Genomic DNA, 26,621 nt, shown 5'->3' with positions numbered 1-26,621 from the left:
AGACAGGCATAGCTTATTTCGACGCGTGCAGGTAGCAATCACGCGTCGTCAAAGCTTCGATATCGCGCCAGTGGCAAGCGGACGGGTAGCCGCCCATGCAGAGATCCCGGGCGTACGGCTCGCACCCTGGTGATTCGTCGACTGCGGCGTAAATCGTGGCGGCTACTCATTGCATATACCGGTTCAGTTGGGCCTGCAAGCGGCGTGCGCCCGCGGCGCTCAGCTGGTCCTTTTGATCGCGTGTTCGACGCACGCGCCACCACTCGCGCGTTGCGTTGCCGGGCCCGCTTCCTCGAGTGCCGTTCTGGACGTTTCGCGCAGTGCGAGTCCGCCGATCATTGCGAGGATCGACACTGCGATCAGGTAGTACGCCGGCGCGAGATTCGTTCCAGTCTCGGCGATGAGCCATGTTGCGACGAGCGGCGCGGTGCCGCCAAAGATCGTGTAGGCGAGGTTGTACGTGATCGCTGACGCAGTGTATCGGGTCTTCGTCGCGAAGACCTCCGACAGAAGAGGCGCGGTGACCACACCGGAGAGCACGGCGCCCACGGCAAGCAGTGCCACGCCGAGCAGTGACCGGGACAAGTCGCCAGATCCGCCGAGGGCGAAAGCGGGATAAACGGAGACGATGATGAAGACGCAGGTACTCGCGATCGTCGTGCGACGGCCGACCCGATCGGACAACCAGCCGGCGAGCGGGCAGCAGGCCGCCGCGAAGAAAAGCGCCAGCACCGTCACGAGGAGCGAGGTCGCGCGAGAAAGATGCCCGGCTACCTGAAGGTAGGTTGCGAAGTACGTCGTGAATGTATAGAAGGACAGCGCCGTCACCGATATGAATGCGCCGAGTTTCAGGATGTTCCCGGACTGCGAACGCAGGGTTTCCATCAGAGGGGCGTGCGCGACTTCTTTTCTGCCCGCGAGTGCGAGGAAAGCGGGCGTCTCATGCAGGTTCACGCGCAAATAGACGCCGATGAGGCCAACCGGCGCCGCCGTCAAAAACGGCACCCGCCATCCCCAATCGATCATCGCGGCGGACGCCAACGACGCGTCGAGCGCGTAAGCGACGACTGCCGCGCACGCGAATGACGAGAAGGTCGAAACGGGAATGAAACTACCGAAGAACGCCCGGCGCCGGCGCGGTGCATGCTCCATCACATAGGCGCAGGCCCCGGCGTACTCGCCACCTGCGGAAAACCCCTGGACGCAGCGAATGACGGTGAGAAGCAGCGGCGCCCAGTAGCCGATGCTCGCATAGGTCGGGAGAAGGCCAATCAGCGTGGTCGCGCCGGCCATCAACAGGATGGTGACAGCGAGGGTTCTCTTGCGGCCGATCCGGTCTCCGACGACCCCGAAAAAAAGCCCGCCGAGCGGTCGGAACGCGAAGGCGACCGCGAATACCGCGAACGTCTTCAAAAGCCCAACGGTAGGATCGCCGCTCGGAAAGAACTGTCGCGTCAGGATGGTCGCGAGAAAGCCGTATGCGGCGAAATCGAACCATTCGACAAAGTTTCCTATCGAAGCCGCCGCGATGACACGTCGTAGCGTCCTGATATCCACCTCTTGCGCTTTCTGGGCTGACATCGTCCTCTCCACTTTCACTTGTCGGTTTCGGTTCAATCTCGAAAGCAATGTAGGTGCTCAAATTACCTGGGTCCATACGTGTCGATTACCTAGGTAATCGATGGCTCGCTTCAGTGCATGACGCGAGCCCACGGTAAGATGTGGACCTCAACGGGCATGTCCCGCTGCGGTCACATCTCATTGGGCGTAGTCCAACGGCTACGCAAACCTGTCGGTCCGCCTTGGACTTGCCCAAGCGTGCATTTGCTTTCCTCATCGCCAACTCCCGGAGACGATCCTCATGCCCCAGATCAACCGTCAACTCGTGCTCGCTTCCCGTCCGCAGGGCGCGGTCACGCCCGACAATTTCCGGCTCGTCGAAACGCCGCTCGCGCCCTTGGCCGATGGCGAGTTGCGCGTGCGCAATCACTTCCTGTCACTCGATCCGTACATGCGCGGCCGCATGAACGACAGCAAGTCGTACGCGGCGCCGCAGCCGCTGAACGAAGTGATGATCGGCGGCACCGTCGGTGAAGTGGTCGAGTCGAAGAACCCGAAGTTCGCGGTGGGCGACAAGGTCGTCGCCATGTTCGGCTGGCAGGAATACGGCACGTCCAACGGTGCCGGCGTGCAAAAAGTCGACGATACGCATGTGCCGCTATCGGCCTATCTCGGACCGGTCGGCATGCCCGGCGTGACCGCATGGTACGGGCTGAACCGGATCATCGCGCCGAAAGCGGGCGAGACGGTGGTGGTCAGCGCGGCGAGCGGCGCTGTGGGGAGCGTGGTCGGTCAACTGGCGAAGCTGGCCGGCGCGCGTGCGGTGGGCATCGCGGGCGGCGAGCACAAGTGCCGTTACGTGGTCGAGACGCTCGGCCTCGACGCGTGCATCGATTACAAAGCGGGCAACCTGTCTCGCGATCTCGAGGCCGCGACGCCAGACGGTGTGGACGGCTACTTCGAGAACGTCGGCGGTGAAGTGCTCGATGCGACGCTCGCGCGCATGAATGCGTTCGGGCGCATTGCGTTGTGCGGATTCATCGCCGGCTATGACGGTCGGCCAGTGCCGCTGAAGAATCCGTCCACGATTCTCAGGCAACGGCTGCTCGTGCAAGGCTTCATCGTGAGCGAGCATGGGGATGTGTGGCCGCAAGCGCTCGAGCAACTGGGCGCGCTGGTCGCGCAGAAGAAGCTGCAGTATCGCGAGACCATCGCACAAGGGCTCGATGCGGCGCCCGAGGCGTTCATGGGTCTGCTTAAAGGCAAGAACTTCGGCAAGCAGCTCGTCAAGCTGATCTGAACCTCGAAGCTCGGCAGAAGCTGATGCGCAAGCCGCGCGCCGCGTTCGTAGTTCAGTAGCGGCGGCTTTCGTTTCAGCGTGCCGGGTTCACAGCGCGGGTTGCAGCGCATCGGAACAATTCCGGACTACGAACCATGCGAAGCTCCCGGAACCGGCCTCAGGCCATCTCACGTTCGACATTGAACGCGAAGCTGCGCTCGAAATCGCCCGGCCGCACGATCCGATGCGAGCCGTTGTCGTCGCTGCGCTCGGCGACGGCCACGCTAATCACGGCGCCCTGCGCGCTTACGCGCAGCGCCGTGGTGCCGCGCGTGCCATAGTCCGCAGACTCGATGAACGCCGCCGACAACACCCGCTCACGTTCGAGCGGAATGCCGGTGGACGGCAACTGGTCGTCGCGCGCGACGCGCGTGTCGCGCATCAGCTCGATCAGACGTTCGAGCGGCGGCGTCGCATCGCGCGCGAGGAGCGTGCGCAACTCGGTGCGCTTGTTCACGAGCTTCGGCCACGCAGTATCGAGCACCGCGTTCGAGATCCCGTGCGTGCCCGGAGAAAGCAACGCAGGCGCGAGATCCGCCCGGTTGCCATACCAGGCGAGCTCCCGGCGTGTCCAGTCGCCGACCAGCAGATTAAAGCCGTTGTAGATGTCGCCGGTTCGCGCAACGTGTTGCAGATACGCGAGCGGGCTTTCGTGCGCGTTGCCGTCCGCGTCGCGCGCGGAACGGGTTAGCCAGTTGCTGACGAGCGTGCCGCGAGTGGGCGCATCGGCGCGCATTTGGTGCGGCGCGCGATAGTTGGTCAGCGCGGCGAAGCGGCCGTCGCGCGACAGGCCCAGCCATGTTCCGCCGCCCACCAGGTCGCGGCCGGCCAGCACGCCTTGCGCGTCCTTCCACCAGCTGATCGGCTCGGCGGTGCGGCGAAAGAATTCGTCACGGTTCGCGGCGAGCGTGAAAAGCGGGCCGTCGAGCGCGTCGGGCCGCCAGTCGAAAACGATCAGGCACATCGGGGAATGTCTCCCGGTGAGAGCGTTGGCGTTCGTTCGCGTTGTCTATCCCGGCAAAAAAGCGGCGCTGATCGCGCCGCTTGCCGTGATGCAGGGGTCAAACCTCTGTCGGCAGCCCGTAGGGCAGCGCAAGGAAGCGCAGCGTCGGGCCATCGGCCGCGCCCAGATGCACGGCGCCGCTTTCGAGCGCGGCGAGCTTGATCTCGACCAGCAGATCGACACCGCCAGCGTGCGCCCACGCCGCGTTCACGATCATCCCGCACGGCTGGCCCGGATCGTCCGAATGGAACAGTTCCATGCCGGGCCGCACGCTCGTCAGTTCGCCTTCCACGTTGGCGAGCGACGTGCGCCGCTTGATCGTGCCGCGATACTGGCTGCGCGCGACCACTTCCTGGCCGGGATAGCAGCCCTTGCGGAAATTCACCGCGCCGAGCACGTCGAAGTTGACCATTTGCGGCACGAACTGTTCGACCACCGGCTGCGTGATGCGCGGTTCGCCCGCGCGGATGTCGAGCCAGTCCCACACCGCCGGCGACACGCGCTTGAGTTTGTCGTCGAGCGAGGGCAGCAGCACGTCGACCTGAGCCTTCGGGCCGATCCATAGATAACGCAACCGCTCCAGCGCATCGGGCACGCGAATCAGCGAGCCCGCCGTGCCGTCCACCTGCACGTGCACGCCGTCGGGCAGCGCGTCGAACACCCCGGACAGCGCGCGACGCACGTCGCCGGCAAGACCCACTACGGCAAGCTCGCCGCTTGCGTCGACCAGCTTGGCCTTGGCGCGCAGGATGAACATGGACAGCCGCTTCTGCACCGCCGCCTGCAGGTCTTTCGACAGCAGCAGGCGAATCGTGTCGCCGCTGCGCCATGTCAGCACCGACGCGAGCAGACGGCCTTTCGCCGAGCAGTAGCCGGCCAGACGCGCGTGGGCGGCGTCCAGATGCTGGGTGTCGTTGGTCAGTTGGCCGTGCAGGAAGCTCGCTGCCTCGTCGCCGATCGCATCGATCACGCCGAATTGCGTGAGCGGCATGTACGCGCCGTGCTGAAGCACGGCATCGAATTCATCGGCCGACGGGCGCGGCAGCACGGCGAGCGCGGCTGCCGGATGTGCCACGGAGGGTGCGCCTGACGTATTGCCTGAAGCGGTAGCGAGCGGTGTGTTCATGGATTCGGAGAACAGTCAATTCTGACTTTGGCTGAGGCAAACAGTCATTATATGCAGTCCCACCCGGCTACGTCGTCCATGTCCCTACTTGCATGAGGCCTGCGCGCAGTTCGTGCGGCAGCGGGGTGCGCGGGTTCTGGTCTGGACGTGCCCTTTGTGGCACCGGAGCACCGGCGCAAATACGAACTTTCCGTTCTCGATGGCAGGGCCGGCCATCAGATCTCGGGGTATTCATCGCATAAGTCCGTACCCAACAGGATTTCGTCTTGCGACGCAGTGGCGGGCGTACTACAAAAGCCCGAAGCGCTGTGCTATCGAACAGACGCAACGGTCTCGCCCCGTCTGTTACGACTGCACGTTTTCTCAAGCCTCCAAGGAGCCGCTCGAATGACATATCTCGATGGCATGGATGCGAAAACGGCGTTCATCAGCCCCGAAAGTGCGCGCGACAAGGGAAAGGAACTTCAGGCTGCCTATGTAGGCGCGAGTCCCTTCCCGCATATCGTCATCGACAATTTTTTGCCAGACGAACTGGCCAATCGGATTCTCGATAGCTTTGGATCCAGCGCGGGCGGGAACGACCTGAATATGAGTTATGACCGCGCGCAGGAGCGGTACAAGACCAGCTATCATCCCGACACCCTCAACCCCGATCTGCGCGCTATTTTCTACGCGTTCAATTCGCGCCCTTTCGTGCAGGTCGTCGAGAATATGACGGGCATCAAGGGACTGATCCCGGACCCCTATTTTCTCGGTGGCGGCCTCCACGAGATCAGTCAGGGCGGCCATCTGTCTATGCATGCCGACTTCAACCACCACACGCCTCTGAACCTGGAGAGGCGTATCAACATGCTCATCTACCTGAACAAAGACTGGAAGGACGAGTACGGCGGCCAGCTCGAATTGTGGGATAGCGAAATGACCAGAAAGTATCACTCGATCGTTCCTGACTTCAACAGATGTGTCGTCTTCAACACGACATCGAAAAGCATGCACGGCAACCCACAGCCGGTTTGTCATCCGGATAAAATCTCCCGCAAGTCGGTCGCTCTGTACTACTACACATCTACCTGGGATGGCTCGAAGAGGTCGCATACGACGCAGTTCAAAGTCCGTCCTGGCAGTGGCGACCAACAGGATTGGACCGTTCGACTTCGCGAATTGAGACAGGATCTGATTCCCCCGCTGGTGAACCGCCAGATCAGCAACCTCGTGCGTCGATTGAGAAAAGTGCGTGACAATGTCTAGGCCTGCCGGCATGCACAAGCCGGGGGGGGGGGCGATACCGCTCGAAGTTGAACAAGATCGAAATCCGCCACCGTGGCTGAACAGCGGGGCGCCGCACTGAACGGAATCACAAGCTACCCGTCGCGATAACCGCCAATAGCCGGCAGCCCGTTCGACGATCGTTATCGACGCAGACCGCGCGGGCAAAAATGCCACTCTTTGGCTTGGTGTGAAGCCCTGCTGACGTGCAGGTGCCAAGGCCTATCCAGTCTGTCCATGCACGGACCCACGGTTGTTGGTGCCGTAGCGCGCCCATGAGCAGCGTCGATAAGGCGGCGCAGGTGTGCCAGATCCTTCGCGCATCTATACAATACGGGTCGAAAAGGGCCGAAAAGGCTGCCAACTGGCAAAGTCCCGAAGCTGACCGGCGCGAGACACTTTCCTTCTGAATCAACCGCTTGCGGTTTAAAACCTAAAACGTTCCTCGTCGTGTCCTTGCTGAAGAAATGTTTCACCGCCGGCGCGCTTGTCGTCGTGCTGGCCGCAGCCGCGCTTGCCGGCGGGTACTACTGGGCCACCCGGCCGCTCGAGTTGACCCCGGCTCAACTCGACGTCACCGTCAAGCCGCACAGCAGCCTGCGCAGCGTCGCACTGCAGCTCAATCGCGGCGGCGTGCCGCTCGAGCCCGAGTTGTTCATCGCGATGACGCGCCTGCTGGGTTTGCAAACCGAGCTCAAATCCGGCAACTACGAGTTCAAGACCGGCGTGACGCCCTATGAGGTACTGCAAAAAATCGCCCGCGGCGACGTCAACGAGTACGTGGCGACGATCATCGAAGGGTGGACTTTCAAGCGCATGCGTGCCGAGCTGGACGCCAATCCGGCGCTCAGACATGACACGCTCGGCATGAGCGACGCGCAGCTGATGAGCGCCGTGGGCGCGCCCGAGGCGTCGATCGGCAATGGCGAGGGGCTGTTTTTTCCGGACACCTATCTGTTCGACAAGAACACCAGCGATCTCGACATTTACCGCCGCGCTTACCGGCTAATGCGTGTGCGGCTCGACGAGGCGTGGCTCGCGCGGGCGCCGAACCTGCCGTACACGACGCCCTACGAGGCATTGACCATGGCCTCGATCATCGAAAAGGAAACCGGCAAGACGTCGGACCGGCCGATGGTAGCGGCGGTGTTCGCGAACCGGCTGCGCGCGGGCATGCCGCTGCAAACCGACCCGAGCGTGATCTACGGCATGGGTGAGAGCTACACCGGCCACATCAGGAAGAAGGACCTGCAGACCGACACTCCCTACAATACCTACACCCGGATGGGCCTGCCGCCCACGCCCATTTCGTTGCCCGGGGTCGCGTCGTTGCAGGCGGCGCTGAATCCGGCGCAAAGCTCCGCGCTGTACTTCGTGTCGCGCGGCGACGGCAGCAGCATCTTTTCTGACACCCTCGGCGATCACAACAGGGCCGTGGACAAATACATTCGAGGGCAATGATGGCGCGCGGCAAATTCATCACGTTTGAGGGCATCGACGGCGCCGGCAAGACGACCCATCTCGACTGGTTTCGCGAACGGCTCCAGGCGAAGCTCGGCAGCACCGGCCGCTCGGTCGTCATGACCCGCGAGCCGGGCGGCACGCCGCTCGGCGAGCAGGTCCGCGAGATCGTCCTGCACCAGAAGATGGACCTCGAAACCGAGGCGCTGCTGATGTTCGCGCTGCGGCGCCAGCATCTGGCCGAAGTCATCGAGCCGGCGCTCACGCGCGGCGACTGGGTGCTTTCGGACCGTTTCACCGACGCGACTTTCGCGTATCAGGGCGGCGGCCGGGGCCTGCCGCGCGACAAGCTCGAAACGCTGGAGCGCTGGGTGCAGGGCGGCTTCCAGCCGGACCTGACGGTGCTGTTCGATTTGCCGCCCGAGCTTGCCAACGACCGGCGCAGCGCGGCGCGCGATCCGGACCGTTTCGAGAGCGAATCGGCGGCGTTCTTCGCTCGCACCCGCACCGAATATCTGCGCCGCGCGGCAGAGGCGCCGTACCGGTTCGCTATCATCGATTCTTCGCAGAGCATCGGGCGAATCCAGAAACAGCTTGAAGAGTTGATCGCAGTGCTTTGATATTTAACACATATATTGTGTGTTTATATCACGGCGACAAGAGAAGTTCCGCTCCGACTTGATGCAACGCTTCACATAACGCTTTCAACCGCTTGATTCTAAAGATATACGATGATCTATCCGTGGCAAACCGATGACTGGGACCGCCTGCAGCACCTGCGTGGCCACTGGCCGCACGCATTGCTGCTGCATGGGCAGGCGGGCATCGGCAAGCTGCGCTTTGCGCAGCATCTCGCGCAAGGACTGCTGTGCGAGGCGCAGCAAGCCAACGGCGAACCGTGCGGCGCATGCGTGGCCTGCAACTGGTTCGCGCAAGGCAATCATCCGGACTACCGGATCGTCGTGCCCGAGGCGCTCGCCGCCGAAGCCGGCGTGGGCGCCGCAGCCGAAGACAAGGCCGAGAAGGCCGACACCGACGAAGGCAAGAAGACGCGCGCGCCCAGCAAGGAAATCAAGATCGAGCAGATTCGCGGCCTGCTCGACTTCGTTGGCGTGGGGTCGCATCGGGGCGGCGCGCGGGTGGTCGTGCTGTATCCAGCGGAAGCGCTGAACATCGCGGCAGCCAATGCGCTGCTCAAGACACTGGAAGAGCCGCCCGCGGGCGTCGTGTTCCTGATGGTGTCGGCGCGCATCGACCGCCTGTTGCCCACCATTGTCAGCCGCTGCCGTCAATGGCCGCTGAACGTGCCCGCGCCGCAGGTGGCGACGAAGTGGCTGACGCAGCAGGGCGTCGCCGAGGCCCCCGCGCTCCTCGCCGAAGCGGGCGGCGCGCCGCTCGCGGCGCTCGCGCTCGCCAGCGACGAGAACCGCACGCTGCGCGACTGGACGCTCAGGCAACTGGCCGCCGGGCCGGAGTGCGACGCGTTCGCCTGCGGCGAGGCGCTGCAGAAACTCCCCGTGCCGCTGGTGCTAGGCTGGCTGCAACGCTGGATGTACGATCTGCTGGCGCAGCGCACCGCCGGCGCGCCCCGTTATTTTCCGCAGGCTTCGGCGGCGTTGGCGCGCTGCGCGTCGCAAGCGCACGCCAGCGCGATTGCGCGCTTCATGCGCACCGTGACCCGCCAGCGCGCGGTCGAAAACCATCCGTTGAATGCGCGCCTCGTCTTCGAGGAACTGTTTATCGGCTACCGCGAGCTGTTTGCGTGAGCTCGTCCGCGGCCGCTGCAAGCCGCCGCGCCGCCGCAGCGGGCAAGGGCGTTGACCCCGCCGCCCGGCCATTCGTCCCGCAATCCGTGTTTAATCTCAAAATAAAAGCACTATGAGCCTTGCCTACCGCGATGCTACGCTCGACGATCTGCCCGCGATCGTGGCCATCTACAACTCGACCGTGCCGTCGCGGCAAGTCACCGCCGACCTCGAACCGGTCAGCGTCGAAAGCCGGCATGGATGGTTTCACGCGCATGGACCGCAAAAGCGTCCGCTGTGGGTGGTGGAGGATCCGCAGCAGCCCGGCCGCGTGATCGCGTGGCTGAGCTTCTCGGATTTCTACGGCCGACCCGCCTATCAGCGCACCGCCGAAGTCAGCATCTACCTCGACGAAAGCGCGCGCGGCCAGGGGCTCGGCAAGCAGATGCTGGCGGCCTCGCTCGCGGCGGCGCCGGCGCTCGGCATCGACACCGTGCTCGGTTTCGTGTTCGGCCACAACGAGGCGAGCCTGCGCCTCTTTCGCGGTTTCGGCTTCGACGCGTGGGGCACGCTGCCGCGCGTGGCCGTGCTCGACGGCGTGGAGCGCGATCTGGTGATTCTCGGCAAGCGCCTCGCTACCGACCAGCCCGCCGCCTGATCGTCCCGGTCCACAGCCATTCGCCGCAAGCTATTTTTCGCAGGACGTCATCATGTTTGTCGACTCGCACTGTCACATCAACTTCGAAGGACTCGCCGAGCGCTTGCCGCAAGTGCTCGAGAACATGCGCAGCCATTTGGTCACCCATGCGCTGTGCGTCTCGGTCGATCTGGAGACGCTGCCGTCCGTGCTGGAGATCGCGAGCCGGTACGACAACGTCTATGCGTCTGTCGGGGTGCACCCCGATCACGAGGACATGCGCGAGCCGAGCGTAGCCGAGCTGATCGAACTGGCCGAACATCCGAAGGTGGTGGCGATCGGCGAGACGGGCCTCGACTATTACCGTCTGGAAGGACGCACGATCGCCGACATGGAATGGCAGCGCGAGCGCTTTCGCACGCACATCCGCGCCGCGCATGCGAGCGGCAAGCCGCTGATCGTCCACACGCGGGCGTCGGCGGAAGATACGCTGCGCATCATGGCCGAGGAGCGCGCGAGCGAGCCGGGCGGCGTGATGCACTGCTTCACGGAGCCGTGGTCGGTCGCCGAGCAGGCGCTGGCGCAGAATTTTTACATCTCGCTGTCGGGCATCGTTACGTTCAAAAGCGCGACCGACGTACAGGACGTCGCGCGCCGCGTGCCGCTGGAGCGGCTGCTGATCGAAACCGATTCGCCGTACCTCGCGCCAGTGCCGTACCGCGGCAAGCCCAATGAACCTGCATACGTCAGTTATGTCGGACGCTTCATTGCGCAACAACGCGAGATGCCAGAGGAGGCGCTGGCGGCCGCCACGACGCACAACTTCTTCCGCCTTTTCGGGATCCCGGCGCCCAGCGCTGACTGAGTCGAAAAACGCTGCAACATCAACAGGATAGGGAATTTTCCTAACGTATCTTATGAAAATCATTTCGATGTCGACCACTGCACTTGAACCCACTTGCGCGATGCGCGCGGCGCTCGCCTCGGCGCGGCGCGGGGCAAGGCGCATCGCGTTCGCGGCCGCCGTCGCATGTGGGGCGTTGACGGCGCTGAGCGCCGCGCCGGTACAAGCCGCGCCAATCGATTCGCTGATCAAGTCGGTCAAGTTCGACGACGTCGACGGCGTGAACAAGCTGCTCGCCAAGGGCATGGACCCCAACAGCGTCGATGACCAGGGCATGCCACTGCTGGTGCTCGCCGCGCGCGAGAAGTCGGACAAGGTGGGTGCGGCGCTGCTCGCCAATCCGAAGACGAACATCGAGATCGAGGACAAGGCCGGCGAAAACGCGCTGATGATGGCCGCCCTGGGCGGCGACCTGACCTTCGTCAACCTGCTGCTCGCAAAGGACGCCGAGGTCAACAAGAAGGGCTGGGCGCCGCTGCACTACGCGGCCGCGAACGGGCACGACGACATCGTCAAGGTGCTGCTCGACCGTTCGGCCTACGTCGACGCCGGTTCGCCGAACGGCACCACGCCGCTGATGATGGCCGCGCGCGGCGGCCATGTTTCGACAGTCAAGCTGCTGCTCGACAATGGCGCGGATCTGACGATGAAGAACCAGATCGGCATGACGGCGCTCGATTTCGCGAAAACGTACAAAGAGCCGGACGTGGTGGAAGGCCTGAGCGCGCGCCTGCAGCAGATGCAACAGAAATGAACCGCTAGCCGGCACCTGGCGAGGCGCAGAGGGGGCCTGGCCGTCGGCGCCGGTTCGCCATGCGTTGCCTGAGCTCGGGCCTGAGGGTTGGCCCGCGCATCGGCCCAATGCTTCGCCCGGGACATCGGCATTCCAGTAGCCCGGCTGCTGCCGCGAAGTAAAACAGTGCAGAATGACGACTTGGCGCGCCGCGCGGCGCGTCCTGTGGACGCGGCGTAAGACCGCGTGATAAACGACCCTGGAAAGGAACACCATGCTGCGGGCTTTGATTTTCGCCAGCGCGTTTGCCGTACCGCTCTCGGCAGTTGCGTTTACCGGAGGCGACCTCAACAAGCTGTGCACCAAGACGGATGTGGCATCGCGAAGTGCGTGCGCGGCCTATATCGAAGGCGCCGCTGACGGCATCTTCAACACCATCGACGCGATCGGCGGCACGACCGGGCCGCGGGTCGGCCAGTACTTCTGCCTGCCGGCCGACGCGCGGTCGCTGCAGCTGACCGACGCGGTGCGCAAATACATCGCGGAAAATCCGATCGTGGCGGGCTACAACGCCAGCACGGCGATCTCGCTAGGGCTCGGCAAAGCGTTTCCGTGCAGGAGCGGAACTTGAGCCGGGAGCCGATCTCGCAGACGATTCGATTGATCCCATAGCGCACTGCGGACGCTGCGCGGCGTGCTTGCCAGCGCGCCTTGCGTCTGCCACTGCTCGTTCCACGCAGCGCGCACTGCCGCGAGTCGAAAAGCGACCCCGCGACACACGCTTCGAACGGGTGAAATTCAGGCTGCTTCCGTACGGCGGGGAGCCTGGGCCGGCTGGGGTCCCGGCTTCGACAAGGTCAACGCCACGATGCCGGTAGTATCGGGGCTGTGCGTCGGCGGCTATCGCGTCGTCACTGCGGGCCGGCACGACACCGCGCCGACCGTCATCCCGCGCCCTGCGCCCGCATGACGGGCGCGGCGGTTCTGTCTACCCTCGAGCCAGGAGGCCAATCCCCGTCATGCCTACTCCCGACAAGTTCAGCTTTGCGGCCGAGGCGCCGCTGCACACGTGGTTCGGCGCTCTGGTCGTATCGGTCGTGCTGATGGCGGTGGCCCTCGGCGTTCACCGGCTGGGCGCGCGTATCGTGAGGCGCATTGCGCGGCCGCACCCGCTCACCAGCGTGGTGCTGCGCTACATCGACAAACCTTCGCTGTTCGTCCTCGTCATCCTGGTGCTGCAATGCGTGTGGTCCGAGGCACCCGGCACGCTCAACTACATCGAGCCGATCCGCGACGTCACCGCCATTGCGCTGATCGCCGCGCTCACGTGGCTGTCGGTGCGCTCGGCGGCGGCCATCGGCGAGGCGATCATCCGCGCCCATCCGCTCGATAGCGCCGACAACCTGCAGGCGCGCCGCATCCACACCCAGGCGCGGGTGCTGGCGCGCTCGGTGATGATCCTGATCGTCATCGTCGGCACGGGCGGCGCGCTGATGACCTTTCCGAACGTGCGGCAAGTCGGCGCAAGCCTGCTGGCGTCGGCAGGCGTGGCCGGTCTGGTCGCCGGTATCGCGGCGCGGCCGGTCCTCGGCAATCTGATCGCCGGTTTGCAGATCGCGCTATCCCAGCCCATCCGCCTCGACGATGTCGTCGTGATCCAGGGAGAGTGGGGGCGTATCGAGGAAATCACCGGCACGTACGTGTCGGTGCGTCTGTGGGACCAGCGCCGGATGATCGTGCCGCTGCAATGGTTCATCGAGAATCCGTTCACCAACTGGACGCGCAGCAGTTCGCAGATCATCGGCACGGTGTTTCTGTTCGTCGATTACCGGATGCCGCTCGCGCCGCTGCGCGAAGAGCTCGCACGCATCGTCGAAAGCGCGCCCGAGTGGGACCGCCGCGTGCAAGTGCTGCAGGTCACCGACGGTACCGAGCGTTCGATGCAATTGCGTGCGCTGGTGAGTTCGCCGGACTCCGGCCTGAACTGGGACCTGCGGTGCCGCGTGCGCGAAGGTCTGCTGGGTTTCATCCACCAGCACTATCCCCAGTATTTGCCACGCACGCGGGCCGAAGTATCCGCGGAACTGGAAACCGGCCTGGGCCAACCGCTCGACTGGGTGCCGCGCAGCACGCAGGCCCCCGCCGGCAGCACCGCCGCGCATACGGAGGCAGACCCGGTGGCGAGCCGGATCGCTCGGATGGATGCGGTGGAAGTCTCGCGCAAAGCGAAGGAGCGGGTGTAGGGGGCGCAGTGCATACTGCCGTGAGGGCGTGCGCCTTACAGCGTGCTCTCGCAGATCGGTGCGTGAGCACGTCACCGTTCGAACCCGCGCGGCTGCGGCGGGCGATCGACGTCGCGCGAAACCATGCCTCGAACCGATCGTGGCTTCGGGCGGTCGAAGCGTCCACTCATTTACCAACCTGGCGCGGCACGAACTCCGCATCATCGTGCGTCGGCATTGCGTAGCATTCGCGACAAGTTCGCAACACGTATTGCCGCAGCCGACTGGCCCGCGCCGTGTGAACCAAGGAGGATATCCAACATGGGCCGACTGATCGTCGTGTCGAATCGCGTCGCAACGCCGACGGAAACCAAAGGGTCGGCGGGCGGCCTCGCGGTCGGCGTGTTCGGCGCGCTCAAGGATGCGGGAGGCGTGTGGTTCGGCTGGAGCGGCGACGTGGTCAGCGAGACCGTCGCCAACGCCGGACCGACGCTCGAGCAGGACGGCGCGGTGACCTTCGCGACCGTCGGCCTCACGCGCAAGGACTACGACCAGTACTATCGAGGCTTCTCGAACGCGACGCTCTGGCCGGTGTTCCACTATCGCAACGACCTGGCCCGCTACGAGCGCGAGGAATACGCGGGCTACCGGCGTGTCAATGCATGGCTCGCGCACAAGCTGATCAAACTGCTCGAACCCGACGACGTCATCTGGATTCACGATTACCATTTGATCCCGTTCGCCGAGGCCCTGCGCAACGAGGGCATCACGAATCGCATTGGCTTTTTCCTGCACATCCCGTTTCCCGCGCCGCAAATCCTGCTCAACATTCCGCCGCACGAAGAACTGGTGAAGTCGCTGTCGTGCTACGACCTGCTGGGCTTCCAGACCGCCACCGACGAACAGGCGTTCCACGACTACGTGACCCGCCACGCGCGCGGCGCGGTGCGCGGCGACGGGGTTGTCGAAGCGTTCGGGCGCAAGCTGCGCACCGGGGTCTACCGGATCGGCGTGTTCCCTGACGAGATCGCCGAGCAGGCCAAGCGCTACGAAAGCCGGCAGCATGTGCTGGATCTCAAGCAGAGCCTGGAAGGGCGCAAGCTGATCATGAGCGTCGATCGGCTCGATTATTCGAAAGGGCTGGTCGAGCGTTTCCGCGCGTTCGAACACCTGCTGGAGCGCTCGCCCGAATGGCGCGGCAACGTCACGCTGGTGCAGATCGCGCCGCCCACCCGTTCAGACGTCGCCACGTACCAGAAGATCCGCCAGGACCTGGAATACGAAGCAGGACGAATCAATGGCCGCTATTCCGGTCTCGACTACACGCCGATCCGCTATCTGAACCAGCAGTACGACCGCTGGAAGCTGATGTCGCTGTTTCGCGAATCGCAGATCGGCTTCGTCACGCCGTTGCACGACGGCATGAACCTCGTCGCGAAGGAATACGTCGCCGCGCAGAATCCCGACGATCCGGGCGTGCTGGTGCTGTCCATCTTCGCGGGCGCGGCAGCCGAGTTGTCCGGCGCGCTGCTGGTCAATCCGCATGATGCGATCGGCATGTGCGAAGCGCTGCAACGCGCGCTGCAGATGCCGCTCGACGCGCGTCAGCGGCGTCATGAGATCAACATGGCGGTATTGCGCAAAAACGATCTCGGCGTGTGGCGCGACACCTTTCTCAACGATTTGCGCAGCATGCCGGTGCAGCAGCCGGGCGCAGGGGGCGGCCACAAATGAAGGCACGCGGGCATGCAATGCAGATGGCGCACGAGCCGCCGCTCGCGTGTGGCCGGTGGGCCGCCGCATGCTGAGGACTTTGGCGGTCGCGGGATACCGGTCGCTGCGCGAGTTGATCGTACCGCTCGGGCGCCTGAATTTGATCACCGGCGCGAACGGCAGCGGCAAGTCGAGCGTGTATCGCTCGCTGCGCCTGCTGGCCGAAACGGCGCGCGGCGGGGTGATTACGTCGCTCGCGCGCGAAGGCGGCTTGCCCTCCACACTGTGGGCGGGTCCCGAGCGCTTTTCGCGCGCGATGCTGGCGGGTGACGCGCCGGTGCAGGGCACGCGGCGCACTGAGCCGGTGAGCCTGAGGCTCGGCTTTTCCGGCGATGAATTCGGTTATGCGATCGACCTCGGCTTGCCGCCGCCGATGGAGAGCAAATTCGTGCGCGACCCGGTCATCAAGCGCGAGTGCATCTGGAGCGGAGCGGTGCTGCGGCCTTCCGCCTTGCTGGTCGACCGTCATGGCGTCGCCTTGCGCACCCGTGACGAACAGGGCGACTGGCAGACCGTACCGCAACCGGTTGCGAGCTTCGACAGCATGATGACGGAGTTCTCCGACCCGCGCAGCGCGCCCGAAATGACCACGGTGCGCGAACAGATCCGTTCGTGGCGCTTCTACGATCATCTGCGCACCGACGCGCAAGCGCCCGCCCGGCTGCCGCAGATCGGCACGCATACGCCTGTGCTCTGCGACGACGGCGCGGACCTCGCCGCGGCGTTGCAGACCATCCGCGAGATCGGCGACCCGGCCGCGCTCGACAGCGCGATCGACGATGCGTTTCCCGGCTCGCAGCTGGATGTCACGGCCCACGACGGCCGTTTCGAAGTCGAGATGCGCCAGCACGGGCTGCTGCGGCCGCTCAAGGGCGCGGAACTGTCGGACGGCACCTTGCGCTATCTGCTGCTGGTCGCCGCGTTGTTGACGCCGCGTCCGCCCGCGCTGCTGGTGCTCAACGAACCCGAGACCAGCTTGCATCCCGACCTGCTGCCGGCGCTCGCGCGGCTGATCGCGCGGGCGTGCACGCAGTCACAGGTATTGGTGGTGTCGCATGCGTCCCGGCTGATCGCCGCGCTCGAACGGGAGGAGGCGAGCCAGTCCATCGTGCTGGAGAAGCACCTCGGCGCCACCCGCATCGCCGACGCCGACGACCGCGACACCCCCGCGTGGAAATGGCCGTCGCGGTAGCTCCCGCCGCAGGGCGCGGGCGACGGCCGATGTAAGTCGACTGTAACAGCGCACAGCAAATGCAAGATGACGGGGCTTTTTGCGGTCCGCCAGGGAATAATGCTCCGATGCCGGGGTGCATCGCGCGCGAGCGGCGCCCCGCAGCATTGATTGGAGGGTCACTGCGCTGCCATACCCGGCATCGCTGACTCGCAGCGTCACAATGCGCAAGCCGTCAGCTCATGGAGACACACAATATGAAAATTGCGCAAATCGCCCCCTTGACCGAATCAGTGCCGCCCCAGCTGTATGGCGGCACGGAGCGCGTCGTGTCGTATATCACCGAGGCGCTGGTCGAGCTTGGCCATGACGTGACGCTGTTCGCAAGCGGCGATTCCGTCACCGGCGCGAAGCTCGAGCCGGTCTGGCCGCGCGCGTTGCGCCTGGATCCCGGCATTCGCGACCGCATCGCGCCGCACATGCTGATGATGGAACTGGTGCGCCGCCAGGCCGAAGACTTCGACGTGCTGCACTTTCACCTCGACTACTACTCGTTCTCGGTCTTCAAGCGCCAGCCGACGCCGTTCATCACGACGATGCACGGTCGGCTCGACCTGCCCGAGCAGCAGCCGGTCTTCGATACCTTCAACACGGCCCCGGTGATCTCGATTTCGAACGCGCAGCGTCATCCGCTGCCGCAGGCGCGCTGGCTCGCCACCGTCTATCACGGCTTGCCCGAACAGCTGTACACGCCGCAAGCGGTCGAGCAGAAGTACCTCGCGTTTCTCGGCCGCATCTCGCCGGAAAAACGCGTCGATACGGCGATCCGGATCGCCGGGCGCTGCGGCATGCAGATTCGCATCGCCGCAAAGGTGGACGCCGCCGACCGCGAGTATTTCGAGCGCGACATCCGGCCGTTGCTGGATCTGCCGCACGTCGAGTTCATTGGCGAGATCGCGGATAACCAGAAAGCCGAATTCCTGTCCGGCGCGCACGCACTGCTGTTCCCGATCGACTGGCCTGAGCCGTTCGGTCTGGTGATGATCGAAGCGATGGCCTGCGGGACGCCCGTGATCGCGTTCAATCGCGGCTCGGTGCCGGAAGTGCTGGAAGACGGCGTGACAGGGTTTATCGTCGAGGACGAGATCGGCGCGGTGGCGGCCGTCAACCGGCTGCACAAGATGCCGCGCGCGGGCGTGCGGCAGCGCTTCGAGGAGCGCTTCACGTCGCACCGCATGGCGCAGCAGTATGTGGACGTGTATCAGTCGGTGATTCGGGCGCAAAAGCGCTCGCGCTTCACGGTGATCGATACGTCGGCGGGGAGTTGAGACTGCGTGACGGTGCGTGTGCGGTGAACATGCTGACGCACGCAGCGTGCTGGAAAGCGCGGCATGGTGAGAGAACGGCGGTGTGCAGTGCGCACCGCCGTTTTTTATCGTCGCTTGATATTGGAGATGGAATGCGCTGCCGCCCGATCGGAGGGGCAAAGCCCGAGAGGACCGGGGACGGGCGGTGAAGGCGGCTCGCCGCAGTGCGACCGGCGGCTCGAACAAACGTGCGCCGCGCGCCCGCTACGATGCAGGCGCGGATGCCATTCCACTGAAACGACCGTGGCCTGCCGAGGCGCGCGTCTGACGCGGCCACGGTCCGTTGGTTAGGAAACCGGGCGGTCAGACGCATACCCCGCAGACCATCGAGCAGATAAACCGCTCAAATCTTCAGTCGCGACACCTTTGTGCCTTGCAGCGACAGGTCGCCCATCAGGCCGGCGTTGGTCAGCACGAACACCTGCACCGGCGCGGTGGCCGTCGTCGTGTCGATTGCGCCGTTCGCGCCGATCTTCACGAGGGCGACGGAGGCATCGCCGCCGACCGACCAGCCGTCCGCATTGCGGAATTTGTCCAGCGAGTCCTGCGTCATGAACAGGAAGATGATGGCCTTCGACTGCGCGCCCGCCTGCAGACCGAACGAGCCCGAAGCGGTGCTGTAGTAGCCGACCGAAGTGCCACCGACGCGCAACGCGCCTTCCCCGTACTGGCCGCCGACCACGAGGCCGGCCTGGATGACCGACGGAAACACGAGCACGCCGCGCGCCTTGGAGACCAGTTCGCGCGAACCGCTCACGGTTGTGTAAAGCCGCGACAACGTGCCGTCGACTGCGGCGTCGATCGAATGGCGTTTGGATGCATCCGTGCTGGGCGTCGCGTTGTTGCTGCCCGGCGGCGTAGTGGTGCAGCCAGCGAGTGCAAGGCCTCCGAAAGCGAGCGCAGCGGTCGTCTTCAACATGAAGTTTCGTCTTTGCATCGTTTTTCTCCGTATGGTTCCGGGCGCAACCGGGGGCGATTTCGCCGCGGTGCCTTTGAGTTATATCACACGCAAGCATAAAAGGGGCGTGTCGCCGTTTCCCGAGAAGCCTTGTGCAGCGGGGCTTTGCGGCTAATCGTAAGGGTTCTGGCTGTAAATTTTACCGCCTCCCGGAAGGGGCGCAAGCGGGCTCGAACCGCGCGTTCATGGGGCGTTGTGGCGAATTCTGCCTGGCAGCGAAGCGGCTGCCAGCGCGCGGCCCTCGGGTCGTGCGCAAGGCGCGTTTTTACCGATTTGCGGCACCTTGCGCAGCGATGAAATCGAACTGAAAGTGTTGCCCGGATGCCGCGCTCGGACGCGTCGTCGACTGGGTATCGTGGCCGAGCGCGTTGATGGATGGAGACGCCGTGACCGGCGAGCGCGGCGCGTGACGGCGAGCGTCGAGAGCGCGGCGCTGCTGTCATCCGTGATGATTTGCCGGGCTCTTGACCTGCGGCGGGCGCCGCAGCGCGCGGCGCACCATGCCCATCAGCACGCCGAGCAGAAACAGGCCGGCCGCCGGCACCACCCAATAGCCGACGAACGCGTGCCATAGATAAGCCATCAGCGTGGTGCGGCGCACGCCGTATTCATTGCGCGCCTCCTGTTGGCGCGGCGCATTCGCGGCCAGCACGTCGGCCGGACAGCCGGCGGCTTGCGCCTCGTCGGGCTTGCCGTGGCAGCGCGCGGGGGCACCGGCGGCGCGTTGGGCGTCGGTGAAATTCCAGGTGGTCAACGCGCGGTCGAGGTCGACGGCGTTGTAGGCCATCTCCTCGCGGATCTCGTTGACAGCCACGATCGCCACGGGCACGGCCCAGAACACGATGACGACCAGCCACCGCCTTAACCAGCGGTTTTTATGCTTCGATACCATCCTTGCCTCCAATCGATGCTCAGCAGCACCAACGACAAGATGGCGGCCCGTCTAATGTTGTATATGAGGGTGGGCCGTCTCCGCAGCCATCATAGAAGAAAACGGCGGACTGCGGCGAGAGGACCGCGAACGGCTGGTTGCGAAAAGGGGACGACGAAGCAGATCGGACAGGGCCACGCCAGCAGACGGCGTGGTCCTGTCCGAGCGATGTGCGCTCATGCGCCGTGTTCGTCACACGACGCGCGAGCCCAGCACCTTGCGCGCATTCACTGGGCGGGCGCCGACGACAGGCAGGTCTTCATGAACGCCTTGCGATCGTCGCCTTTCTTGTCGGCGGCTTGCGTGTTGCACACCTTCATCTTCTCCTGCTGCGTCATGGGCGCGGCGGCCGGCTTCGCGGACAGGCACGTCTTCATGAACGCCTTGCGCTCATCGCCTTTCTTGTCGCCGGCCTGCTTGTTGCAGTCGGCCATCTTTGTCTGCTGGCTGTTCGCGGCGAACACCGGCGAAACGAGCACAGCGCCGAGCACCAGCGTAGCGACTGCGGATTGGATTTTCATGTGACACTCCATCAGTGGTGGAAACGTTTTTTGGTCGCTCATGCGCGCGGGCGTCGACGGCATCCAGGGCCCGTTTGCAGATCGATTATGGCAAATGCTGTGTCCGAGAACGTATAGAAACACCGGTCGGTTGACAGGCGGCCCCGCTCGTTTTCCCTATGTGACGGAGCGAGCGACGCAGGCGTCGGTTGAAGAAGGCGAATGGCGGCAGCGTCGAAATTTGTTAGGCAATACAGATCGTTTATTCGCCGCCATTTCGATGCAGCGCCAAGCGATTCTTATCGAGTCATGAAAATAAATCTGAACGCAACGCGCATTGCTTGGAATAAAACGAATAAATAACCGATAAGAATTCAAGAGCGGTTCAGAGTAATGAAATTGACTTCAATCGGGGCGGATGTCCTTGTCTGCTGCCCCGTCTCTAACGCAAGCCATAGGAGGCTCACCATGCACTATCTGTTGATGTACGAGCTCGTGCCCGACTATCTGGAACGGCGTCCGCAGTATCGCGATGCACACCTGAAGCTCGCGTGGGCCGCGGCCGAGCGAGGCGAGTTGCTGCTCGCCGGCGCACTGGCCGAGCCTGCCGACAGCGCTGTTCTACTCTTCGAGGGTGATTCTCCCGATGCCGCGCAAGCCTTTGCCAGAGCGGATCCATACGTGCTTGCCGGGCTGGTGGCTCGTTGGCGCGTGCGGCAATGGACCACGGTTGTCGGCGAGCGCGCGGCGAGACCGGTTCGCTAAGGGTAAGCGCCGCGAACCGCGTCGAAAAGCGCATGCAGCGCGCGTGCGCTGTGCCACACTGGGGGCGCGATTTGCCTGCCGCTCCTCTGGGTGTCGACACGCCATTCTGGTTGCGCCTCGGTTGCCGTTGATCGAGATTGGGGCGGCAAATGTGCAATGAAACAGACACGCAAAGTGCGGCGCCAATAGCGCAGAAATAAAAACGGACGCCTCGCTCACGCGGCGTCCGTTTTTTTGACCGCTGCGCAAGTCACGAATGACACGCGAAGCGGCCCTGCCAAAACAGCGTCAAGCCTGCCGCTTTACTTCGAGCCGGAACTTGTGCAGCAACGGTTCCGTGTAGCCGCTCGGCTGCCGGCGTCCTTCGAACACCAGCGCTTGCGCGGCCTTGAACGCGATCGTATCGAAGCCCGGCGCCATCGGCGTGTAGTTCGGGTCACCGGCGTTCTGTGCGTCGACTACCTTCGCCATCCGCTCGAACGTCTCTTCGACGAGTTCGCGCGTCACGACGCCGTGATACAGCCAGTTGGCGATGTGCTGGCTCGAAATGCGCAGCGTCGCGCGGTCTTCCATCAGGCCGACGTCGTGAATGTCCGGCACCTTCGAGCAGCCCACGCCCTGGTCGATCCAGCGCACCACGTAGCCGAGAATGCCTTGCGCGTTGTTGTCGACCTCGCTGCGGATCTCGTCGGCGCTCCACTTCGCCGATTCGACGACCGGAATCGTCAGCAGACCGTCGAGCAGTTCGTCGCGCACCTTCGCATAGTCGGTGCGCTCCAGTTCCTGCTGGACCGCCTGCACGTCGACCTGGTGATAGTGCAGCGCGTGCAGCGTCGCGGCGGTCGGCGAGGGCACCCATGCGGTGTTGGCGCCGGCCTTCGGATGCGCGATCTTCTGTTCGAGCATGGCGTGCATCAGGTCGGGCATCGCCCACATGCCCTTGCCGATCTGCGAGCGCCCGCGCAAGCCCGCGCTCAAGCCGACCAGCACGTTGCTGCGCTCATAGGCGGCGATCCATGTGCTCGACTTCATGTCGCCCTTGCGCATCATCGGGCCCGCTTCCATCGCCGAGTGCATCTCGTCGCCGGTGCGGTCGAGAAAGCCCGTATTGATGAACGCGACCCGCTCCGACGCTTCGGCGATACAGGCGAGCAGGTTCACGCTGGTGCGGCGCTCCTCGTCCATGATGCCCATCTTGATCGTGTTGCGCGGCAGCTCGAGCAGGTCTTCCACGCGCGCGAACAGTTCGCTCGCGAATGCAACTTCGGCCGGGCCGTGCATCTTCGGCTTGACGATGTAGATCGAGCCGGTGCGCGAATTCAACTGGTTCCTGCGGTCGGGCAGTGCGCACAGCGTGGTGATCACCGCGTCGAGAATGCCTTCGGGGATCTCGTCGCCGTCGCGCGTCAACACTGCCGGGTTGGTCATCAGATGGCCGACGTTGCGAATGAACAGCAGCGAGCGGCCGTGCAGCACGACCGGCGCGGTGCCGTTCGCAGCGACGTACACGCGGTCCTGGTTCAGCCGGCGCGTGAAGGTCTTGCCGTTTTTCGTGACCTCTTCGGTCAGATCGCCGTTCATCAGGCCGAGCCAGTTGCGATAGAGCTGCACCTTGTCGTCGGCATCCACGGCGGCGACCGAGTCTTCGCAATCGATGATCGTGCTCACCGCCGCTTCCACCACCACGTCCTTCACATGCGCGGCATCCGTCTTGCCGATCGGATCGTTCGCGTCGATCTGGATCTCGACGTGCAGGCCGTTGTGTTTGAGCAGCACCGCGGACGGCGCACTCGCGTCGCCCTGATAGCCGATGAATTGCGCGGGCGTTTGCAGCTCGCTCGTGCCGTTCTTCAGCGCGACGACCAGCTTGCCGCCGGCCACGCTGTAGCGCGTCGCATCGGCGTGCGAGCCGTTCGCGAGCGGTGCGGCCTGATCGAGAAACTTGCGCGCGTAAGCAATCACCGCCGCACCGCGCACCGGGTTGAACGCCTTCTGCCTCTGTGCGCCGTTGGTTTCGGGGATCGCATCCGTGCCATATAGCGCGTCGTACAGGCTGCCCCAGCGCGCGTTCGCCGCGTTCAGCGCATAGCGCTGATTGGACAGCGGCACGACAAGCTGCGGGCCGGCCTGCTCGGCGATTTCGGTGTCCACGTGGTCGGTCGTGGCTTTGACATGGGCCGGCGCCGGCACGATATAGCCGATGCCTTCGAGAAACGCCCGGTACGCGCCCAGGTCGCGGACCGGCCCCGGGTTGGCGCGATGCCAATTGTCGAGTTCGCTTTGCAGCCGATCGCGCTCGGCGAGCAGCACGCGATTTTTAGGCGCCAGGTCGTGCACGAGGGCGTCGAAACCCGACCAGAATGCGGCGCTGTCGATTCCGGTGCCGGGCAGGGCTTCGGTTTCGACGAACCGGTCGAGGTTGGCGGCGACCTGCAGTCCGCCGCGCGTGTTCATCTGAGTCATCGACTGCTCCATCTGTCTGAATGGGACCGATGAGGGGGCATCGGTCCGCGGGGTTGCAACGGGTTACTTCAATTGATCGGGGGGCGCCGTTGCGAACGGCAGCCGGTCTTTACACGGCCAGCGCCGCGATGCCGGCCCTGGCGATCTGCGCGTCCTGATCCGACTTCACGCCCGACACGCCGACGGCGCCGACCACGTGGCCCTCGACGATCACCGGCACCCCGCCTTCCAGCGTGCCTTGCAGCGGTGCGCTCAGGAACGCCGTGCGGCCGTTGTTGATCATGTCTTCGTAGACCTTGGTCTCGCGGCGGCCGAGCGCCGCGGTGCGCGCCTTTTCGGTCGCGATATAGGCGCTGGCCGGTGCACTGCCGTCAAGGCGCAGCATGCCAAGCGGGTGGCCGCCGTCGTCGGTCACGGCGATCGCGACCGCCCACTGGTGCTTGCCGGCCTCCGCCTGGGCGGCTTCGAGGATGCGGGTCGTTTCGGCAACGGTCAACACGGGTTTGCTCAGCATGGTCAAGGTCCTGTCTCGGTTATGGTAAGGATGCTTCTACACGTTCTATCCAATGACGCACCGGCGTACGGCCGGCGCTCTCCAGATGCGTCTGCCAGCCGATGTTGGCCGTGACGATCGACTCCGGCTTGCCGCTCTCAAGTGCATCGAGCCGGTCGCGGCGCAACCTTTGCGCAGGCTCGGGCGGGGTGATCGAATACGTGCGCGCCGAGCCAGCACAGGTACATGCGTCGGATCGAAGCCGAGCCGCTGCAGGCTCGATTCGACCGCGCCGCCTGGCTTTGCGTGCATGCTGCAGCATGCATGAGCAGTCAAAGGCGATGCGCCGCCGCAGCCGGCCTGCGTGGCATTGGCGATGCCGACGCCGAGCCGGTCGAGCAGGCGCACAGCGGCCGCGTCGGAGTTCGGCGACAGCGCGGGTTGCACGCGGCCTTGCAGCATCGGCATTGTGCGCGGATGCCGCGGCGCCGGCCGCGCTTTTGGGCGGGCGCCCCGCTTGGGATTTTACGTCCAAGCGCGGCCGGAAGAAACGGCCGCAGCGCGCCGCCGGTCGTGAGCCGCGCGTCGAACCCCGCGGGATGCGGGATCGTCGGTGCAAAACCTCGCGCAGCAGACGTTGCGCCGCGAGGCGTCGGACCCGCCGCTCAAGCGACTTACAATCGAGCCTCACGCCCAACATCCAACGCTCAACCACGCGTTCACACCGCCATGCCTATCATCAGCGAACTGTTCGTCTATCCGATCAAATCCTGTGCGGGCATCGCGCTGCGCGAAGCGCGGCTTCTGGCAACCGGCCTCGAATACGATCGCAGCTGGATGATCACCGGTCCCGACGGCGCAATGTTCACGCAGCGCGCTTATCCGCGCATGGCGCTGATCAAGGTCGAGCTTGGCGCGCAAGATCTGGTGCTGCGCGCGCCCGGCATGAGCGAGTTGCGCACGCCGCTCGACGCGGGCCGACTCGACGGCGCGCGCAAGGTCCAGACCTCGGTATGGCGCGACGCGGCCTACGGCATCGACACGGGCGAACCAACCGCCGCCTGGCTCTCGACGTTTCTCGGCATTCCGGCGCGGCTCCTGCGCTTCGATCCGGAGCAGACGCGGATCGTCGATCCGAACTACACCGGCAGCACCGGCGGCGCCACCACGTTGTTCGCCGATGGCTTCCCGCTGCTGGTGGCCGGCCAGTCTTCGCTCGACGATCTCAACGCGCGCCTGAACAGCAAAGGTGCGCCGTCGATTCCGATCGACCGGTTTCGTCCGAATGTCCTGCTGAGCGGGCTCGATGCGTATGAAGAGGACTATGTAGAAACGTTGAGCATCGACGGCGGCACGCAGCAGCAATCGTGCGTGCAACTGCGGCTCGTCAAGCTATGCGCGCGTTGTCCGATGCCGACCATCGATCAGGCGAAGGGTGCGCCGAATCCCGAATGGCCGAACGAACCGACCGATACGATGCGTGCTTACCGGGCGAAGCCGCAACTCAATGGCGCGCTCGCGTTTGGCATCAATGCGCTGGTCGCAAGCGGCGCGGGGGCATGGCTGCGAGTGGGGCAGGCGGTTCACGCGGAGCTGGGTTTCGGCGATTGATGCGGGAGCGGGCGGTCTGCGAAATGCGCGCGTATCCCCCATCTCCCGCGTGACTTGCCGACGGCAACCCGACCGGCTGATCGTTTTCCAGACGGAATCAGTGGCGTGTGGGCGTAGCGGGCAGCCCGATGGGCCGCACCGCGTACATATCAAAACATGATGCTTGTCGGCGTTAAGCGCGAGCGCGCCAACCGCGTTACGCAGCACACCCGATCGATTCGCGCTCGAGGGCATCGTCCGCTTGCCACACAGCGCTCGCTTCGCGCGGATCGCCATGCTCGCCCCATCTGCGCTCGACACTCTCGCCAATGGCGCTGCCCACCAGGATCACCGCGGGACTGTCGAAGCCCGCGTCGGCGGTGTCGGCGGCAAGCCGGTCGAAGGCGCGCAGCGCACCTTGCGCGTGCCTGTGTCCCGCACGCGCAAGGTGCTGCGTCGCACCATCGATGTGCCTCGCCGCATCAAAACGCGACGCGCGCCGGCCCCGCCGCCGCCGTCGGCGATCGCCCCGAAAGCCCCGAGCAAGCGCCCCGGGCGCACATTTCCCGAAGCATGGCACAGGCTTTGCTTTATGCCTTGCCATCGGATCAACG

23 protein-coding genes are annotated in these 26,621 nt (G+C 64.7%); 15 read left to right on the top strand and 8 right to left on the bottom strand.

Annotation, left to right across the window (positions count from 1 at the left end):
* Nucleotides 1-219: 219 nt before the first annotated feature.
* Nucleotides 220-1,581 carry an MFS transporter gene (locus ABQJ48_RS02265; protein ID WP_367835672.1) on the bottom strand — a complete coding sequence of 454 codons (1,362 nt, stop codon included), beginning with the start codon at nucleotides 1,579-1,581 and terminating at the stop codon, nucleotides 220-222.
* Nucleotides 1,582-1,861: 280 nt separating this feature from the next.
* Here ABQJ48_RS02265 and ABQJ48_RS02260 point away from each other — a divergent pair, with 280 nt between their 5' ends.
* Complete coding sequence (locus ABQJ48_RS02260) at nucleotides 1,862-2,860, top strand: NADP-dependent oxidoreductase (RefSeq protein ID WP_367835670.1); 999 nt, start codon at nucleotides 1,862-1,864, stop codon at nucleotides 2,858-2,860.
* A gap of 157 nt (nucleotides 2,861-3,017) precedes the next feature.
* On the opposite strand, the gene ABQJ48_RS02255 is transcribed toward ABQJ48_RS02260, so the two are convergent.
* Together ABQJ48_RS02255 and ygfZ are read right to left on the bottom strand one after the other, a co-directional pair.
* The gene (locus ABQJ48_RS02255; protein WP_367835669.1) at nucleotides 3,018-3,863 is read right to left on the bottom strand and encodes an NRDE family protein; all 846 of its coding nucleotides are present in this window, start codon (nucleotides 3,861-3,863) and stop codon (nucleotides 3,018-3,020) included.
* Nucleotides 3,864-3,960: 97 nt separating this feature from the next.
* The gene (ygfZ, locus tag ABQJ48_RS02250; protein WP_367835668.1) at nucleotides 3,961-5,028 is read right to left on the bottom strand and encodes a CAF17-like 4Fe-4S cluster assembly/insertion protein YgfZ; all 1,068 of its coding nucleotides are present in this window, start codon (nucleotides 5,026-5,028) and stop codon (nucleotides 3,961-3,963) included.
* A gap of 387 nt (nucleotides 5,029-5,415) precedes the next feature.
* Between ygfZ and ABQJ48_RS02245 the strand changes: the two genes are divergently transcribed.
* The 12 genes from ABQJ48_RS02245 (at nucleotide 5,416) to ABQJ48_RS02190 (ending at nucleotide 18,268) form a co-directional block, all read left to right on the top strand.
* The gene (locus tag ABQJ48_RS02245; protein WP_367835667.1) at nucleotides 5,416-6,276 is read left to right on the top strand and encodes a 2OG-Fe(II) oxygenase; all 861 of its coding nucleotides are present in this window, start codon (nucleotides 5,416-5,418) and stop codon (nucleotides 6,274-6,276) included.
* Between the two features lie 468 nt (nucleotides 6,277-6,744).
* Nucleotides 6,745-7,755, top strand: coding sequence for an endolytic transglycosylase MltG (gene mltG, locus ABQJ48_RS02240; RefSeq protein ID WP_367835666.1), 1,011 nt, complete (start codon nucleotides 6,745-6,747; stop codon nucleotides 7,753-7,755).
* The gene (tmk, locus tag ABQJ48_RS02235; protein WP_367835665.1) at nucleotides 7,755-8,375 is read left to right on the top strand and encodes a dTMP kinase; all 621 of its coding nucleotides are present in this window, start codon (nucleotides 7,755-7,757) and stop codon (nucleotides 8,373-8,375) included. Before mltG ends, tmk begins: the two co-directional genes overlap by 1 nt.
* 111 nt (nucleotides 8,376-8,486) lie before the next feature.
* Nucleotides 8,487-9,521, top strand: coding sequence for a DNA polymerase III subunit delta' (locus ABQJ48_RS02230; RefSeq protein ID WP_367835663.1), 1,035 nt, complete (start codon nucleotides 8,487-8,489; stop codon nucleotides 9,519-9,521).
* A 112-nt stretch (nucleotides 9,522-9,633) separates the two neighbouring features.
* Nucleotides 9,634-10,158, top strand: coding sequence for a GNAT family N-acetyltransferase (locus ABQJ48_RS02225; protein WP_367835662.1), 525 nt, complete (start codon nucleotides 9,634-9,636; stop codon nucleotides 10,156-10,158).
* 52 nt (nucleotides 10,159-10,210) lie between these two features.
* Nucleotides 10,211-11,002 (top strand): TatD family hydrolase, encoded by a 792-nt coding sequence (locus ABQJ48_RS02220; protein WP_367835661.1) that lies wholly within the window; start codon nucleotides 10,211-10,213, stop codon nucleotides 11,000-11,002.
* 52 nt (nucleotides 11,003-11,054) lie between these two features.
* Nucleotides 11,055-11,795, top strand: coding sequence for an ankyrin repeat domain-containing protein (locus tag ABQJ48_RS02215; RefSeq protein ID WP_367835659.1), 741 nt, complete (start codon nucleotides 11,055-11,057; stop codon nucleotides 11,793-11,795).
* A gap of 253 nt (nucleotides 11,796-12,048) precedes the next feature.
* Nucleotides 12,049-12,405 carry a Rap1a/Tai family immunity protein gene (locus tag ABQJ48_RS02210; protein WP_367835657.1) on the top strand — a complete coding sequence of 119 codons (357 nt, stop codon included), beginning with the start codon at nucleotides 12,049-12,051 and terminating at the stop codon, nucleotides 12,403-12,405.
* 388 nt (nucleotides 12,406-12,793) lie between these two features.
* Complete coding sequence (locus ABQJ48_RS02205; protein ID WP_367835655.1) at nucleotides 12,794-14,017, top strand: mechanosensitive ion channel family protein; 1,224 nt, start codon at nucleotides 12,794-12,796, stop codon at nucleotides 14,015-14,017.
* 300 nt (nucleotides 14,018-14,317) lie between these two features.
* Complete coding sequence (otsA, locus tag ABQJ48_RS02200; protein ID WP_367835653.1) at nucleotides 14,318-15,730, top strand: alpha,alpha-trehalose-phosphate synthase (UDP-forming); 1,413 nt, start codon at nucleotides 14,318-14,320, stop codon at nucleotides 15,728-15,730.
* 67 nt (nucleotides 15,731-15,797) lie between these two features.
* On the top strand, nucleotides 15,798-16,961 hold the full coding sequence (locus ABQJ48_RS02195) for an AAA family ATPase (RefSeq protein WP_367835651.1): 1,164 nt from the start codon (nucleotides 15,798-15,800) through the stop codon (nucleotides 16,959-16,961).
* A gap of 236 nt (nucleotides 16,962-17,197) precedes the next feature.
* Nucleotides 17,198-18,268, top strand: coding sequence for a glycosyltransferase family 4 protein (locus ABQJ48_RS02190; RefSeq protein ID WP_367835650.1), 1,071 nt, complete (start codon nucleotides 17,198-17,200; stop codon nucleotides 18,266-18,268).
* A gap of 382 nt (nucleotides 18,269-18,650) precedes the next feature.
* Here the strand turns inward: ABQJ48_RS02190 and ABQJ48_RS02185 are convergent, their stop codons facing one another.
* The 3 genes from ABQJ48_RS02185 to ABQJ48_RS02175 all read right to left on the bottom strand — a co-directional run bounded on the left by ABQJ48_RS02185 (nucleotide 18,651) and on the right by ABQJ48_RS02175 (nucleotide 20,717).
* Nucleotides 18,651-19,244 (bottom strand): BPSL1445 family SYLF domain-containing lipoprotein, encoded by a 594-nt coding sequence (locus tag ABQJ48_RS02185; RefSeq protein ID WP_367835649.1) that lies wholly within the window; start codon nucleotides 19,242-19,244, stop codon nucleotides 18,651-18,653.
* Between the two features lie 460 nt (nucleotides 19,245-19,704).
* A complete protein-coding gene (locus ABQJ48_RS02180) occupies nucleotides 19,705-20,157 on the bottom strand; it encodes a hypothetical protein (protein WP_367835647.1) in 453 nt (150 codons plus the stop codon).
* A 266-nt stretch (nucleotides 20,158-20,423) separates the two neighbouring features.
* Complete coding sequence (locus ABQJ48_RS02175) at nucleotides 20,424-20,717, bottom strand: PsiF family protein (protein ID WP_367835646.1); 294 nt, start codon at nucleotides 20,715-20,717, stop codon at nucleotides 20,424-20,426.
* A gap of 447 nt (nucleotides 20,718-21,164) precedes the next feature.
* On the opposite strand from ABQJ48_RS02175, the gene ABQJ48_RS02170 reads away from it, so the two are divergent.
* A complete protein-coding gene (locus tag ABQJ48_RS02170) occupies nucleotides 21,165-21,461 on the top strand; it encodes a YciI-like protein (RefSeq protein ID WP_367835645.1) in 297 nt (98 codons plus the stop codon).
* Between the two features lie 288 nt (nucleotides 21,462-21,749).
* Here the strand turns inward: ABQJ48_RS02170 and ABQJ48_RS02165 are convergent, their stop codons facing one another.
* Both ABQJ48_RS02165 and ABQJ48_RS02160 read right to left on the bottom strand, forming a co-directional pair.
* Nucleotides 21,750-23,924: a malate synthase G gene (locus ABQJ48_RS02165; protein ID WP_367835644.1), complete on the bottom strand. Its 2,175-nt coding sequence runs from the start codon at nucleotides 23,922-23,924 to the stop codon at nucleotides 21,750-21,752.
* A 109-nt stretch (nucleotides 23,925-24,033) separates the two neighbouring features.
* A complete protein-coding gene (locus ABQJ48_RS02160; protein WP_367835642.1) occupies nucleotides 24,034-24,438 on the bottom strand; it encodes a heme-binding protein in 405 nt (134 codons plus the stop codon).
* 708 nt (nucleotides 24,439-25,146) lie between these two features.
* On the opposite strand from ABQJ48_RS02160, the gene ABQJ48_RS02155 reads away from it, so the two are divergent.
* Entirely contained in the window at nucleotides 25,147-26,028 is an 882-nt protein-coding gene (locus tag ABQJ48_RS02155; RefSeq protein WP_367835641.1) for an MOSC domain-containing protein, read from the top strand.
* The last annotated feature ends 593 nt before the right edge of the window (nucleotides 26,029-26,621 follow it).

Source organism: Paraburkholderia suaedae, from assembly GCF_040812055.1.
In the GTDB taxonomy this organism is placed as follows: Bacteria; Pseudomonadota; Gammaproteobacteria; order Burkholderiales; family Burkholderiaceae; genus Paraburkholderia.
The sequence above is the reverse complement of the archived record's forward strand: the minus strand, read 5'-3'. Positions and strand labels throughout refer to the sequence as shown.

Excerpts from the sequence above, each read along its gene's own strand:
- ABQJ48_RS02175 (WP_367835646.1), bottom strand. The coding sequence starts at position 20,717 with ATGAAAATCCAATCCGCAGTCGCTACGCTGGTGCTCGGCGCTGTGCTC.
- ABQJ48_RS02190 (WP_367835650.1), top strand. The coding sequence starts at position 17,198 with ATGAAAATTGCGCAAATCGCCCCCTTGACCGAATCAGTGCCGCCCCAG.
- ABQJ48_RS02220 (WP_367835661.1), top strand. The coding sequence starts at position 10,211 with ATGTTTGTCGACTCGCACTGTCACATCAACTTCGAAGGACTCGCCGAG.
- ABQJ48_RS02245 (WP_367835667.1), top strand. The coding sequence starts at position 5,416 with ATGACATATCTCGATGGCATGGATGCGAAAACGGCGTTCATCAGCCCC.
- ABQJ48_RS02225 (WP_367835662.1), top strand. The coding sequence starts at position 9,634 with ATGAGCCTTGCCTACCGCGATGCTACGCTCGACGATCTGCCCGCGATC.
- ABQJ48_RS02195 (WP_367835651.1), top strand. The coding sequence starts at position 15,798 with ATGCTGAGGACTTTGGCGGTCGCGGGATACCGGTCGCTGCGCGAGTTG.
- otsA (WP_367835653.1), top strand. The coding sequence starts at position 14,318 with ATGGGCCGACTGATCGTCGTGTCGAATCGCGTCGCAACGCCGACGGAA.
- ABQJ48_RS02155 (WP_367835641.1), top strand. The coding sequence starts at position 25,147 with ATGCCTATCATCAGCGAACTGTTCGTCTATCCGATCAAATCCTGTGCG.
- ABQJ48_RS02265 (WP_367835672.1), bottom strand. The coding sequence starts at position 1,581 with ATGTCAGCCCAGAAAGCGCAAGAGGTGGATATCAGGACGCTACGACGT.
- ABQJ48_RS02160 (WP_367835642.1), bottom strand. The coding sequence starts at position 24,438 with ATGCTGAGCAAACCCGTGTTGACCGTTGCCGAAACGACCCGCATCCTC.
- ABQJ48_RS02180 (WP_367835647.1), bottom strand. The coding sequence starts at position 20,157 with ATGGTATCGAAGCATAAAAACCGCTGGTTAAGGCGGTGGCTGGTCGTC.
- ABQJ48_RS02170 (WP_367835645.1), top strand. The coding sequence starts at position 21,165 with ATGCACTATCTGTTGATGTACGAGCTCGTGCCCGACTATCTGGAACGG.
- ABQJ48_RS02230 (WP_367835663.1), top strand. The coding sequence starts at position 8,487 with ATGATCTATCCGTGGCAAACCGATGACTGGGACCGCCTGCAGCACCTG.
- ABQJ48_RS02185 (WP_367835649.1), bottom strand. The coding sequence starts at position 19,244 with ATGCAAAGACGAAACTTCATGTTGAAGACGACCGCTGCGCTCGCTTTC.
- ABQJ48_RS02215 (WP_367835659.1), top strand. The coding sequence starts at position 11,055 with ATGAAAATCATTTCGATGTCGACCACTGCACTTGAACCCACTTGCGCG.
- tmk (WP_367835665.1), top strand. The coding sequence starts at position 7,755 with ATGGCGCGCGGCAAATTCATCACGTTTGAGGGCATCGACGGCGCCGGC.
- ygfZ (WP_367835668.1), bottom strand. The coding sequence starts at position 5,028 with ATGAACACACCGCTCGCTACCGCTTCAGGCAATACGTCAGGCGCACCC.
- ABQJ48_RS02165 (WP_367835644.1), bottom strand. The coding sequence starts at position 23,924 with ATGACTCAGATGAACACGCGCGGCGGACTGCAGGTCGCCGCCAACCTC.
- ABQJ48_RS02255 (WP_367835669.1), bottom strand. The coding sequence starts at position 3,863 with ATGTGCCTGATCGTTTTCGACTGGCGGCCCGACGCGCTCGACGGCCCG.
- ABQJ48_RS02205 (WP_367835655.1), top strand. The coding sequence starts at position 12,794 with ATGCCTACTCCCGACAAGTTCAGCTTTGCGGCCGAGGCGCCGCTGCAC.
- ABQJ48_RS02260 (WP_367835670.1), top strand. The coding sequence starts at position 1,862 with ATGCCCCAGATCAACCGTCAACTCGTGCTCGCTTCCCGTCCGCAGGGC.
- ABQJ48_RS02210 (WP_367835657.1), top strand. The coding sequence starts at position 12,049 with ATGCTGCGGGCTTTGATTTTCGCCAGCGCGTTTGCCGTACCGCTCTCG.